At 44.3% G+C, this 13,541-nt stretch carries 9 protein-coding genes and 2 pseudogenes; 7 read left to right on the forward strand and 4 right to left on the reverse strand.

Annotation, left to right across the window (positions count from 1 at the left end; translation table 11 throughout):
- Nucleotides 1-152 precede the first annotated feature (152 nt).
- The 3 genes from DMB44_RS00830 to DMB44_RS00840 are packed head-to-tail and all read left to right on the forward strand — an operon-like array spanning nt 153 to nt 3,250.
- On the forward strand, nt 153-1,553 hold the full coding sequence (locus DMB44_RS00830) for an ABC transporter substrate-binding protein (protein ID WP_110640182.1): 1,401 nt from the start codon (nt 153-155) through the stop codon (nt 1,551-1,553).
- 22 nt (nt 1,554-1,575) lie between these two features.
- Complete coding sequence (locus tag DMB44_RS00835) at nt 1,576-2,421, forward strand: carbohydrate ABC transporter permease (protein ID WP_110640176.1); 846 nt, start codon at nt 1,576-1,578, stop codon at nt 2,419-2,421.
- Nucleotides 2,411-3,250: a carbohydrate ABC transporter permease gene (locus tag DMB44_RS00840; RefSeq protein WP_237265204.1), complete on the forward strand. Its 840-nt coding sequence runs from the start codon at nt 2,411-2,413 to the stop codon at nt 3,248-3,250. Before DMB44_RS00835 ends, DMB44_RS00840 begins: the two co-directional genes overlap by 11 nt.
- Nucleotides 3,251-3,704: 454 nt before the next feature.
- On the opposite strand, the gene DMB44_RS00845 is transcribed toward DMB44_RS00840, so the two are convergent.
- The 4 genes from DMB44_RS00845 to DMB44_RS00860 are packed head-to-tail and all read right to left on the reverse strand — an operon-like array spanning nt 3,705 to nt 10,036.
- On the reverse strand, nt 3,705-6,395 hold the full coding sequence (locus tag DMB44_RS00845) for a DNA double-strand break repair ATPase Rad50 (RefSeq protein ID WP_161952069.1): 2,691 nt from the start codon (nt 6,393-6,395) through the stop codon (nt 3,705-3,707).
- Entirely contained in the window at nt 6,367-7,509 is a 1,143-nt protein-coding gene (locus DMB44_RS00850; RefSeq protein WP_237265205.1) for an exonuclease SbcCD subunit D, read from the reverse strand. Before DMB44_RS00850 ends, DMB44_RS00845 begins: the two co-directional genes overlap by 29 nt.
- A gap of 6 nt (nt 7,510-7,515) precedes the next feature.
- Nucleotides 7,516-9,051, reverse strand: a complete 1,536-nt coding sequence (locus tag DMB44_RS00855) for an ATP-binding protein (protein WP_237265206.1) — start codon at nt 9,049-9,051, stop codon at nt 7,516-7,518.
- The gene (locus DMB44_RS00860; RefSeq protein ID WP_110640179.1) at nt 9,032-10,036 is read right to left on the reverse strand and encodes a DNA double-strand break repair nuclease NurA; all 1,005 of its coding nucleotides are present in this window, start codon (nt 10,034-10,036) and stop codon (nt 9,032-9,034) included. The genes DMB44_RS00855 and DMB44_RS00860 overlap by 20 nt, the downstream gene beginning before the upstream one ends.
- 95 nt (nt 10,037-10,131) lie before the next feature.
- Between DMB44_RS00860 and DMB44_RS00865 the strand changes: the two genes are divergently transcribed.
- The 4 genes and pseudogenes from DMB44_RS00865 to DMB44_RS00880 form a co-directional block, all read left to right on the forward strand.
- Entirely contained in the window at nt 10,132-10,989 is an 858-nt protein-coding gene (locus DMB44_RS00865; RefSeq protein WP_237265207.1) for an NAD(P)-dependent oxidoreductase, read from the forward strand.
- Nucleotides 10,990-10,995: 6 nt separating this feature from the next.
- Nucleotides 10,996-12,642: an NAD(P)-binding protein gene (locus tag DMB44_RS00870; protein ID WP_110640181.1), complete on the forward strand. Its 1,647-nt coding sequence runs from the start codon at nt 10,996-10,998 to the stop codon at nt 12,640-12,642.
- Nucleotides 12,643-12,692: 50 nt separating this feature from the next.
- A pseudogene (locus DMB44_RS00875) lies at nt 12,693-13,290 on the forward strand (IS607 family transposase).
- Nucleotides 13,271-13,541 (forward strand): annotated as a pseudogene (locus DMB44_RS00880) (RNA-guided endonuclease TnpB family protein); the annotation flags it as partial. The pseudogenes DMB44_RS00875 and DMB44_RS00880, both read left to right, overlap by 20 nt.

Raw genomic sequence — 13,541 nt, forward strand, 5'->3', positions numbered from 1 at the left:
ATCAATTGGAAAATCAAATTCAATGACCTTTTTTAAAAATTCTCGGTTCAATAATTTAATATATATTATAGAATTTACATTCAAATGGAAGTATGATTATTTATTGAGAACAATATTTAAATATGATGATTTGAAATAACGTTGTGATAGACATGACGGAAAGCCAAGACTATGAGGAAAAGAAAAAACCATGGGGATGGATAGTGGCCATAGTATTGGTCGCAATAGTTGCATTCTCTGCTGGCTATTTTCCATTTCATTCCACTAAGACAACAACTTCAAGTGTGGTGAATATAGAGTTCTACGAAAGCGTGGCAGCATCCGAGGCAAAGTTCATCAATGATACACTCATTCCGCAGTTTGAATCAGAATATCCTGGCATACATGTTACGTTCGTTAACGTAGGGAGTGAAGATGTTTCGAAGGATATACTTGCTCTTGAAGCATCCGGGCATGTTGGCCCAATAGTAGCAGGTCAGGACAACCTTGAGATAGGTCAACTTATATACAGTTCGCACGGAAATGTTCTTATGAATCTCACAGCTATGGCTCCAGCGCTGATGCCATCCAGTCTGATACCTGCAGCCTCTAATCTCGTAGAATATGAGCAGAAAGTTTTCGGAGGGATCTACTTCTTCCCATTCAGAGGCAACGTGCCACTTGTATTCTATAACAAGACTGAATTTGCTAAAGCTGGTATATCAGCACCACCCGCCAACTATACTCAGCTCTTGAACGATGCGAAGGCTATAAAAAGCGCTACGGGACAGAACGCAATAATGATACAGGGAGCCTCCACCAATGGAGGTCATACCGGCTCCAGCACAGCTACGGAGATGTATCAGATGATGGTTCAATTCGGTGGCAATCCGTTATATCTCAACGATACTGGGGATATACATGCTGTGCAAATGCTTTACAATCTCAGTGCTTATTTCAGCAAGGACTTCACAACAGGCTATTGGGGATCCTATAGGGGTCTTGCTGTGGGTAATTATTCCATACTGGATTATCAGTGGCCATACGTGTATAATATATTGACAGCTTCACCGTATAATATGAACAATACGACTCTCGGCGTATACCCAGGCCCTGCCGGCCCTGTAAATGGAAACCATGTACTGGGTGGTGATGTACTTTTCATTCCGAAGGGTGCTACAAACATCCCAAGCCTGGAGGCATTCATAAGGTTCCTGCTGGGCGCCCAGGCACAAAGAGAAACACTGCTCAATCTCTCTTGGGTGGCGATAAACCAGAATGCATACAGGAATCTACCGAAGAGCGAATCTGTCATATTCACGGCACTCGAGCAGGCAATAGCCACAGGCGTGTTCCTCAGAAATCCGACCCCCTGGATAACAGAATGGCAGACCATATTCTGTCAGGATGTATTTAACCCAGTGTTTGTTACACATATCAAGGGCTACAGCGATATACCAAGTCTGCTGAGTTACGCTCACAGTCAGATGTATGACTACATTGAGGCAAACTACGGATCCGCTAACGCAACGCTTTACAACAATCCAGACGCATATGCACCGATATCTGTATAAACTTTAGAAAAATAAGGTATATATGGTAAGATGGAAAGATGAATGGACAGCATACGTTCTTATGCTGCCCGCAATTATTTATGTTCTATACCTAGCGTTTATTCCTGCCTTAGAAGCCGTATATGGTAGTTTTCACACGGCTAGTGGGGAGCTATCAACTTACAATTACAGATTCGTCCTTTCCACATTTGGTACCTCTCCAATAATAAATACGTTCGTAGTCACTGCTTCAGCTCTTCTCCTTCAATTCACCGTTGCCTTCATGGTTGCGTCATTACTTTCAAAACCTTTCAGAGGAAGAGGGATATTCTCTGCCATATTCCTGATACCTTTTGGTGTCGCAACAATAGTTACAGGCGTGCTATTTCACGATATATTCTCCACTTTTGGCGGATATGCAAATACTGTTCTTTTGGATCTGCATCTAAAGCCTGTGGACTGGACAGGATCCTATGGTACATCATTGCTCGTTCTTATACTTGCAGACTCATGGAAAAACACCCCCATAGTTACGCTGGTCCTCCTCTCCGGTATGGTGACGATACCAAGCGATCTCTACGCCCAAGCTATGGTAGATGGTGCGGGTCCCATATCGAGATTTTTCCATATCACCGTGCCGAACATGCTAGGGTTCATTGCAATAGCACTTATGATAAGGGGCATAAGCGAATTCAATATATTTGCGATGGCGCTTCTTCTGTTTCCGCATGAATTGTTGACAACGATGACTTACGCCCTGTTTGACACCGTGAATGCATATCCGGCAGATGCAGGTGCTACCATTCTGCTGGCCTTCGTTCTTGTGTTCGCCGCTCTTGTTATGTTCATGAGATCGAGGCAAGGTAAGGTGAGTTCAAATGGTAAGTGAGTATAAGGGGCCACGATCTAAATATTATTTCTACATAGGAGGAGCGATATTCTCATTCATAGTGTTAATACCTCTTTATTTTCTCGTCATAATAGCATTTGCCAGCCCGTCTCAGACACTTGGGGCATACTATCCGCCATTGATACCGACAAAATTCACTCTTGATAATCTAAGGGCGGCCTTCTCGGGATATGGATCTATACTGATAGCCGCATTCTATAAATCCCTTGAAACGGCTTTTATAGTTGCCTCTATCGCAATACTGCTGGGTTTCCATGCCGCCTATGGGCTTACAAAGATACCGTACAGAATAAGCAATCTAATTTTGGGGCTTTTGTTTTTTTCAACTATGATACCATCTCTAACAATAGCCATACCCATCAGTAGTACATTTATAAAAATTGGCTTATATGATTCGGCCCTTGGACTGGCTCTTGCTCAAGAGCTGGTGGTTCTTCCCCTCACCGTCTTTCTGATAACCGGATCTTTGGAATCAGTTCCAAGAACGCTTGAATATCAGGCTAGAGTTGATGGCGCTACCTTCATACAGGCTTTATATCGAGTTATATTCCCACTTGCAGTTCCCGGTGTGGTTGCCGCATTTCTCCTGTCATGGCTAATGTCGTGGGACGAGTTCACTTTCGCGGTTATAATATCGCCTGTTCATCCAACACTTCCTATACTCATATATCTGGAAAGCACTGCCAGGGGGAACATATTCACTGGAACTGTTTTTGCCTTGCTAGTCACCATACCAGTTATAATATTGACAATAATTCTTTCTAAATTCCTGAGAGGCAGTTATATGTCAGCCGGAATCACAGGTTAATTTTCATTTTTTCCTATTTAATTAATATATTCATAAATTTTTATGTTGTAATTATTATGACAGTTATAGGTTGGATGGTACATGATATACATGGTAGTGGCATTCATGGTCACCATAATATTCGCTGTTGTTCTATAGAAAAGCTTGAGTTCGGAAAAATATGATAAAACTCAGATATCCGGTGATAAGATGCGCAGGGTCCAAAGGAAAAAGCTCATTAATATAATTTTCTGATTTGTCATCTAAGATATACTCAAGATGGAATAAAACAAGATCTGAAGCTGTTCGGATCCCATACATTAATGTGATGCCTGCGATCTAACTATATAAGATATAGCTCTCGCCAAAGCTCGGCACTTTCCTGCCAGTATATTTGCAGACAACATGTGGGGAAGGTTTTATGACGTGAATTTTTTTGGGCATAACTCATGACAATGCATCTGATTATCTGGATCTAATCCGCATTGATCACAACTGATCGTCCATTTACTTTTTTGACCTCTATTGCAACATTTGCAGTGGATAATAATTCCCTGTGGTGTGATATTATTATCACCTGAGGTATCACCGATGCATCCTTTAGGGTGTATTCGATAATATTGGAAAGGCTATTCCTCCTCTCTTCGTCCAGAAATGCGGTAGGCTCGTCAAGTATCAGCAAACTGAGATCCGTATTGAGGAACTGAGCTACCGCAACCCTTATGGCGAAAGCCACAGCTGTTTTCTCACCACCGCTGAGGGAGTCTATGCCCTCTGGCACACCTCCCCTGTACACGGTTACATTGAAATCCTGATCGATGGATATATCGTCAAAGTCCAGCTCGAAACTTGAGAGATAATCTCTGGTTCTGGAAGTCAGGTAATCTGAGACGTTCTGTCTTATCATTGCGGGAACGCCATTTTTTCCGAATGCCTCTCTTATCTTCTTAACATCCTCTATGGCCTTGGCGATCCTCTTCATCTGATCTATCTGCCTATTCCTGCTGGATATTTTTTCTTTCGTTTCCGTGACGGTTCTTTTCATCGTCTCAATGCTCGATTCTAGGCTGTAGATAGTTCTGTTTGAACGGGCAATTCTGTCATCAAATCCCCTGACCTTCTCCTCAGCCTGCTTCACCCTCAGGGAAAGATCCTCTCTCTTCTTTTCTGCCTCATCCATTCCAGAGGCCCTTGATCTGAGATCCCGTATCTTTATCTCGAGTTCATTTTTCTGCTTCTTCAGATCCTCGGCCTTTCTGACCTCTGTTTCTAGATTCTTGACATCCTCCTCAAGTTTACTCAGATAGGACGGCGTATAGGAATTGATGTCCGGGAATTCCCGTTCCACGGATCCCATCCTTTGCTCAATTTCCTTTATCCTTTCAAACATATCATCTTTCTCTTTCCTGAGGGACTCAATGTCTCCAATATTTTCAACAACAGCTTTTGCGCTTCGCCATTCATTGTCCCTGTCCCTGAGCTCCGAAACGTCGATCGATCGGTATTCTTCATCAAGCTGAAGGTATTTTTTGTTTCCTTCCCCGAGATCTTCCATCGCTTTTACATCATCGGCGATCTGTGAATTCAGGTCATCGATCTGCTTCTCAAGAGTGGAGTATTCCCTGATTTTTCCACCTCCTAAATATTCTTCAAGTCTTCTGAGCCCGTCGATTCTGTCTCCAAGTTTCTTAATTTGTTCTTCTATTCCTTCGATCTGATCCTTCTCTTTCCTGAGATCTTCAGCGTAGTGATCGTAGAGATCCTCCGTTTTTTTCTCTCCAAGATCTGTTCCGCATACCGGGCATACTTTCTGTCCCTTGAGAAGCTCCATATTTCTGCTTATCTCCTCTATCTTCTGCTTTGAGAGGCTCAATCCGGTCATTAGTGAACTTTTCTTGTTAGAGGCGTCGTCGATCTCCCTCCTCATTTCTTGGTATATGGAATCAAGTTCCATCGCGCTGACGAATGAAAGCCCGATTCTGCTGGATATCTCTGTACGGAGATCATTCAGTCTCTTTCTGTTTTGCTCCAGATTTTTTTTCTTCTTTTCGAGATCTATCCTGATTGATTCGTATCTGCTATGGGTATCACTTAATTTTTCGATCTCCTTCTTTATCTCCTCCTGTCTGGCCTGCCTCTTCTCGTACTCCAGATGATATGGCTCAAGTTCTCTGTATCTGCTGAAATTTTCCTCGTACTTCTCTATCTGATCATCAATACGCTTCATCGCCTTTTTATTCTCAATGATCTGCGCCTTGTCCGTCCAGTAGGATCTGATCCTGTCTCTGTTCTGGAAGACAGCTGAAGAAACGATGTTTTCATAGTTGCCTGTATAGACTGATATCTCATCAAGCATTCTTTCTATTTCCGCAAGTTTCTTCTCGTATTCTTCTGCACTTTGAAGATCACTTTTCATAGCCTTTATTTTAGTATCAAGCTCTATCAGTTCTTTGTTGAGTTTTGCGTACTCATCGTTTGCAGCATCTCTATCTTTCTGGAGATCCTCAATTATTGCCAGTTCCTCTGCCTTCCTCTTCTCCATGGTCGATATCTCTTCGCTGTATCGTTCAACGTTGGCCTCATCAGATTGATTCTCTGAAATCAGGTAATCAAGGTTAGTAATACTGCTCCCCATCTGGTTGATCACCTCTTTGAGAAGGTCATAGGTTTCCTCCAGCACGTCTATCTCAAGTATCTCATCGAGGAGCTGCTTTCTCTTGGCCGGATCACCAGATATGAGCTCATCCATCTCGCCCTGCTTTGAGAAGACGGAATTGAGGAAGACGTCCTTTCCCCTTATCATTATATTCTTTTCGATGTAATCGTTGGCGTCCTTGACAGATTGAGCAATGGGATATCCATCCACGAGTACAATGGCGTTGCTTTCCGGATTCTTGGATCTTCTGGTTATCGATCTCCTGATGATATAGGTGTGGCCGGCATGCCGGAATTCCATCTCAACCTCAAGATTCTTTGCCCCTTTCCTTATCATATCTTCAATCTTTTTTGTCCTTCTGTCCCCGAAGAGAGCAAACCTGATTGCATCTACAATGCTGGATTTCCCGGCTCCATTATGGCCAACGATCACGTTCACGCCTGTATCGAAGTATATCTCGCTGTCTTCATGCGAGAGGAAATTAGTCAGGCGTATCCTGTCTATTATCAATATAAAGCACCTCTATCTCCTTCATTATACCCTCAAGATCACTACTCTTCGTATGCTTCATTATCTTGATTGCAAGGTCCGCCAGCCTCTCATCCTTAAGATAAGCTGAAAAATAATCCCTGAGATCGGCACTATCAGTCCTTATTGTTGGTATCGTTGCATCCTTTTTTATTTTCGGTCTTGAAAATATAACGTTGTCAAACTGCGATATCTCCTGCATCACGGTTTCCATCGAGATATCACCGTGTATCTCCAGGCTGATCAGAGGCCTCTTTTCGTTCCCATCGTTCTTCACCGAAGATATAGATCTTCTTATATCGTCGATGTAACTTTCGGCATCGCTCTGAACCTTCAGTTGCGGCCTCACGCTCTTTAGCCTTATGCGCGTGAGATCAGCATTCCCGTTACTGATATCAACTATGTTGACGCTCTTACCTTGTTTCCGGAAGCCATTGATCTCATTCTCGCTCTTGATCTCAGTTGATCCTGCGTAGGATATCAGTGGGCCGGCCCTGCGCTCCATGAAGTCGTGGAGATGCCCCATGGCTATATAGGAAGATTTCAGCGGCAGATCGTTCAGCTTTGCCTCGCACTGTTCCGGTACGAAGAAAGGATCTATGGCCTGATGCGACATGATTACGCGGTTTTTATACCCCTCTTCGATGCCGTCTGCCTTTCTGTACTCTTCCATGAGCCTGGGCTTCATGTAGCCCTTCATGTTCGATATGCCGCCTATGAGCACATCCTCCCCGCCGAATCTTCTGACAGTGTATTCAAATTGATCGCGTCCCATGGCATGAACGCCAAGAAAATCGAATATGCCCGCTGCAGGTTCTCCATTGCGTCTCGGGCGATCATGGTCTCCGAATATGGAGAAGAAAGGTATATTCTTCGTATTCAGCTTCATTATGCCGTTCCTGAACTCCTTTATAGCCCTGTTCCCCGGGATCCAAGTGTCGAAAAGATCGCCGGTATGTATCACAAAATCCACACTGTTTTCCAATGCTATATCTATGGCCTCATGGAATGCGTCGTAGAAGTCCTGCTCCCTCTCCTCAATAACCAGTGATCTGTATCCTATATGCGTATCTGAAAAATGCATGAACCTGGGCATGGATCATCACTCAACTAACTTTCTCGTCCTCTCGATCAGGGTTGAGGGATCCCTCTGTTTCGCAGCCTCCTCCCTGGCTTTCCTGAGCATCTCGGTTATCTCGACATCCACTCCGCCTTCTTCGGTCTCCCTCTGCCTTATTTTTGCTATTGTCGGCATCTTCACTATCTCCCCAATTATTATGGCCTCACCTATATCAAGGGAAGGGAGATCTTCCATCAGCGAAGCACTCATGTTCTCGCTGCTCTCAAGTATGGCCTTCTGATCAACAGGATTCGTTATCCTCAGTATTATCTGCGAGTTGCACTGGCTCAGCACGTCCTGATCTATCTTGCCAGGCCTCTGTGTTATTATCGCAAGGAAGATACCGAACTTTCGGCCTTCAGCGGCTATCTTCTTGACCAGATCATACAGAAGCCTCGAAGCACCGTTTCCTCTGTTTTTCTCTGGTGGTGCAAAATTGTGAGCCTCCTCAATGAAGAGAAAAACTGGATATTCGAAGGAACCGGTGGTCTTCGCATCGTAAACCTGGCTTATGACCCTATATGCGAAGTAATTGGCCAGGCCCTGATCCAATCCAGAAAGGTCTATGACGCTCATGCGTGCAGGTGCAAGATATTCGCCTATATCCGTTGTTCTGTTCCCGAATATGCTCTTTATCCTTTTAAGGTACTTTATCCTCGGGGCGATACGGTGTTCCAGATCTATGCTGTCGCTCTTCTCTATGAATTCATCTACGTCCTTTCTTCCTTTGAGATTCTCCATGATCTTCTTAACCACGTTCGACTGCTGCACGTAGTTTTCATGTATTCCCATTATTTCACAGACCTCTTCATAGTTCAGATCCTGGAATCTTATTGTGAAATCATCGACCTTTCCAAGCCTGTCTGTATACCGGCCCGTACTCATTGGGGTACGGAATACTCTTATGCCGTCCCTGTAGATCGGATTCTGGCTGTTCTTCATGAGCACGTAGTCCGCATGCGGATCCAGAACAATTATGGATGCGCCCTTCTTCAGCAGTTCTTCCATTATCACACCCGCCGTATGGCTCTTTCCCGCACCGGTTTGTGCTATGATGGCCAGATGCCTCCTCAGTCCGTTTATATTGGCGAACACCCTGACGTCCGGCTGATCCGCCAGATGCCCGAGGAAGAGCGATCGGTCATCATCGAATTTCAGTATGCTCTCAAGAATCTCCCTTTTCGCCTTGTAAACAGGCTGTCCAGGCCTTATGAGATATCTTGACCTCGCTATCTTTCCGTCCCTGACGCTTCCTATGATCCGCACGATGCATATGTCGACATTCTCGTTCATCCTGTTCTCAGAGTATTTCCTGACGCTGTTGAAATCAATGCGGTCGTTGAGCAGATCGCTCTTCGAGACCAGGTCATCAACCCTTCCAAGCACTATGTCATCATATGCTTTTATGTATACATACTCCCACTTCTTTATCTGTATCTCCGGATCCACCACGAACGTGAATGATTCGGATCGGTTGTCTCCAACGGTGTATCCAATTTCATATTCTGATTCTTGCACGTCTTTCACCTCTGGTTTCGTAAAATGGAATTCCAACCACCCTTTCGAATTCCTTCAGGTATACGTTCTCCACCTCATTTTTCCTGAACTTGACCATGTTGTCTATATCAGACAGCCACAGATTATAGACCTTATAGCCGGTATAACCATACATCATGACCTTGAGCACCCTTTCGAACGTTACACTGCCCCCGATGACCTCGAACCTTATGGGTACATCCTCAATACGGGGCAGCAGATCCGACACCTTGATGTCGAATGCGGCATTGCCGATGTTCATACGCACATCTATGGGTCTCACGTATCCAGGTTTCTCTGCCATCGATTTTATTATGTAATGATCGAAGTGCCAGCTGTTTCTCTCGGCCTCCGTGACCGGACTCTGATCGGCCTCGCTCAGAAGGGTATCTCTGAGTATCCGCGATCTCGTCGATTTCGATACGAACACCAGCGTTGTCTTCTTCATGGCGGCTTCAAGAAGATTGCGGAGAACGATGCAGTAATCGTCATCACCGTTGAGCGAGGTCTGGTAGTCCTGGCACCTTGCAAGTCTGCCCATCAGCGAACCGTCAACGAATGATATATCCGGCGACTCCGCCTCAACCAGTTTCAGCAGTGATCGGTGTTCGGACGATTCCATCATCACCATTGTCTCCTTCTTTACCTCTTCTGGCGTGACAGACGCTATCGAGGATCTGAAATCTACATACACCCTGCCCTGAACCTTTGAATACGCACGGACGAGTATGAAGAAAGGTCCACTGTACAGCTCTCTTGAGAACTCACTGCTGTCTGTTGCCGATATCTTAAGGCCCTGCACATCGACATCCTGTGAAGGAAGATCCTCATAATGGTTTCTGAATGGATCCCTGTAGATGTCTCTCAGAGGCGAATCCCTTGGCATCACCATGGCATCCTTTATCCGGCCCGAATTCTGCCTCAAATATTCCCTGTACTGTGAGAAGGAATCAGAATCGAAGCTCATGCGATACAAGTAAACGTAATATCTATTTAACCTTAAGCGAAAAGTAACAGCGTAGAAACAATAATTTTAGTATATCATGAATGGATTGGGAGGATATGCAGCGCAAAGTTCTTATCATAGGTCTTGGCGTTATGGGTTCAAGGATAGCCGCAAATCTTGCCGGGTCGGGAAAACTGCACGGAGTATACGACAGAACTGTTGAAAAGGCAAGGGATACAGCAGGGCGGCTTAACGCGACATACTATCCTGATTTGATATCTGCGGTGAAGGATAACGATATCATAATAACAATGCTTTATGATGACGAATCTGTATCTCAGGTTTATTCCAACGTCATCTCAGTATCAAAGGGCAGGGTATTCGTGGACATGTCGACGATCTCACCCGAAACATCCATTGAAATAGCGAAAAGAATAGAGGAGAACGGCGGGAAGATGTATGATGCCCCTGTGATCGGAACATCCATAGCAGTTGAGAGGAAAAATCTCGTTGTACTTGTGGGTGGCGACAGATCTGGATTTGATGAGATACGGGAAATTCTATCAGGCACAGCAAACAGCATAGTGTATATGGGAGAAAATGGTGCAGGACTCTATGCGAAGCTTGTGAACAATCTGTTTTTAGGTTCCTATATGACTGCATTGGCAGAGGCTGTGAGGTTCGGGAAGCGAAGTGGTATACCAGATGACATCATAAACGACGTGCTCGTTAAATACTCCAGTGCAAGATCTCCGACCTCAGAGTTGAAGGTTCCAAAGATGATATCGGAGGATTATTCTGTCCAATTTTCCGTGAAGAACATGCTGAAGGATCTGGAAATCGTGGGAAAACTGGCAGCCAGGAATACAATACCACTGCCGATGGCCTCGCTCGCTCTTCAGCTCTTTCGCTATCTACAGATAACGGGTCATGGCGAGGAGGATATAGCCGCAATATACAGAGCGCTGAGGTGATGGGGTTTGGCGTCGGCGTCCGATCCTGGGTACATCGGGGACTTGCTGATAAGGAACAGAATAGTCATGTCTCCGATGATATCCAATATGGCCTCTCCTGACGGGAATACGAATGAGAGCCATATATCATACCTTGAGGAGAGGGCCAGGGGCGGTGCAGGTCTCATAATAACGGAATATACCTATGTTGACAGGAGGTCTGGCATAGGTTCAAGAAACCAGATGGGCATGTATGATGAGCGGCAGATACCTAAGTTCTCCAGGTTGACGGATCGAGTTCATACCCATGGATCCAAGATCTTTGTGCAGCTTGTCCATGCAGGGGCAAAGGCCATAAACTCCATAAACGAATACAAGCTTGCACCCTCAAAGACACAGTTTGATCCGGCTGCGCGTGAAATGGATCTATCCGATATAGAAGGCGTCATCTCCGCATATGAGAAGGCCGCGGTCATAGCAGAAAGATCCGGATTCGACGGCATAGAGATACACGGTGCGCATGGATATCTGGTTGATGAGTTTCTATCACCTTGGTGGAACAGAAGAAACGACAGATACGGTGGATCATTCGAAAACCGGATAAGATTTGCGCAGGAGGTCATAGATGCGGTAAGATCCCAGGTCAGCATTCCCGTAGGCATAAGGATAAGCCTCTATGAGGATGAGGAAGATGGCTATGGGCCAGATTACGGTGCTAAGATTGCAGAGTCGCTGAAGAATGTAGACTACGTGCACATATCTGCCGGTAACAACGATCCGCCCGGATCTTCAGCATCATTCTATTCGCCCCATACGCATATCCTCCAGAAGATCCGGCATAGAACTGCGAAGACCCTCATGGTTGCCGGCTCCATAACATCGGAAGAGGATATAGAGCGTGTACTTTCCACCGCAGATTTTGCCTCAATCGGAAGGGGGCTGCTAGCTGATCCGTATCTCCCTTTCAAGGTGGTAAGCGGCTCAGGCGGCATAAGGCCGTGCATAAGGTGTAATCAGGGATGCAGAAATCTGGCCTATGGAGAGGTACGCTGCACAGTGAATCCATACTTCGTAGTTCCAAGGCCTGTCAAAAGATACAGAGGAGACATAGCTATAGTTGGGGCTGGCGTCAAGGGTCTTGAAGCCTCTCTTTATGCAGCAAAGTCCGGGCTAAGGGTCACGCTGTACGAAAAGGAAGACCGCATAGGTGGTCAGATAAATGAGATATTCGATGAGAGCAAGAAGCAGGAGTTCGGAAGGCTTATCAATTACTATGCGGAGGCGCTGAAGAGATACGGTGTAGAAATAAGAACTGGAGAAAAATACAGCGGTCGCGGTCTGTACTGCCTTCCTGACGTAAAATATCCTGATCTTGAAGAAAAGGGCGAGATCTGGATAGATTCAAACGTGTACAAGTATCATGACATTGCATTGAAGTATGCAAGACGCAGCAGGGTATACATTTCCAGATACAGCCTTATGAGTCTAGACAGGGCAAGAAGGAAAGGCTACCTAGAACTTGCAGAAAAATACGGCATCACAGTTGTCGAATCGTCTGATCATTATGACATAAGCCTCCATGATCGCAATCAGTACGATATATACAGGGCGATGCTGTCTGGAATAGAGGCATTCAACAATCACATCTCTGCGCTTGAAAACGAGTATCTATGATCCGTAATTCTAATAACTATTTATACAAATACTGTATTATATTATTAACTATGAAGGCAAATGAGGTATTAAATCTGCTACGAATATCATGAAAGACGCTTCATGTATACGCCTCAACGGGGAAGATAAGATTTACAGTTATGCCCAATAGGCATTATGACTACAATGATGAGGATATTTACAAATTATTAAATAGGGATGTTAAGAGAAAAACAGTCATATATGCAAGGGTATCAACGATGAAACAGAAAAACGATCTAAACAATCAAATAGAGCAGTTAAAGCAGTGGTGTTTTATGAATGGATATACGATAAATGCAATATACTCTGATATATCATCTGGTATATCATTTGAAAAGAGGAAGGGATTCTTTGATATGCTTGATGAGATCATAAAATATAGAGTTGAAAAGGTGATAATAACGTACAAGGACAGGTTAAGCAGAATAGGTTTTGACTTGTTTAAATATTTATTCCAGAAATACGGCACAGAAACAGTCGTTGTATCTGAGGTGGGAAATAAAAAAATTGGATTCGGAGGAAATATTTGAGGATATAATTTCAATGCTTCATCGCTATTCAATGAAAATGTATTCAAAAAGGAGGAAAAGTTCAATGGAGATAAGCTATGAAAACGATGAGAACTGAACAGATCTTTATCCGTGACAATGGTGTAATATCCAGAATGTGCCATGTATCAAAGAACCTATATAATCAGGTTAATTATATTCTAAGAAACCAGTTCTTCAATAAGGAAAAATTATCATCATATAAGGATCTTGCAAAACAGTTTTCAAAACCATCAGGTATAGAGGAAAACAACAATTTCCAGAAACTGCCAGCACAGACGGCACAGTGGACAATAAGAAAGGTCAAGGAATCATGGAATTCGTTCTTCA

The sequence above is a fragment of the Thermoplasma sp. Kam2015 genome (genome assembly GCF_003205235.1).
Classification (GTDB): domain Archaea; phylum Thermoplasmatota; class Thermoplasmata; order Thermoplasmatales; family Thermoplasmataceae; genus Thermoplasma.

Excerpts from the sequence above, each read along its gene's own strand:
- DMB44_RS00830 (WP_110640182.1), top strand. The coding sequence starts at position 153 with ATGACGGAAAGCCAAGACTATGAGGAAAAGAAAAAACCATGGGGATGG.
- DMB44_RS00835 (WP_110640176.1), top strand. The coding sequence starts at position 1,576 with ATGGTAAGATGGAAAGATGAATGGACAGCATACGTTCTTATGCTGCCC.
- DMB44_RS00840 (WP_237265204.1), top strand. The coding sequence starts at position 2,411 with ATGGTAAGTGAGTATAAGGGGCCACGATCTAAATATTATTTCTACATA.
- DMB44_RS00850 (WP_237265205.1), bottom strand. The coding sequence starts at position 7,509 with ATGCCCAGGTTCATGCATTTTTCAGATACGCATATAGGATACAGATCA.
- DMB44_RS00860 (WP_110640179.1), bottom strand. The coding sequence starts at position 10,036 with ATGAGCTTCGATTCTGATTCCTTCTCACAGTACAGGGAATATTTGAGG.
- DMB44_RS00865 (WP_237265207.1), top strand. The coding sequence starts at position 10,132 with ATGCAGCGCAAAGTTCTTATCATAGGTCTTGGCGTTATGGGTTCAAGG.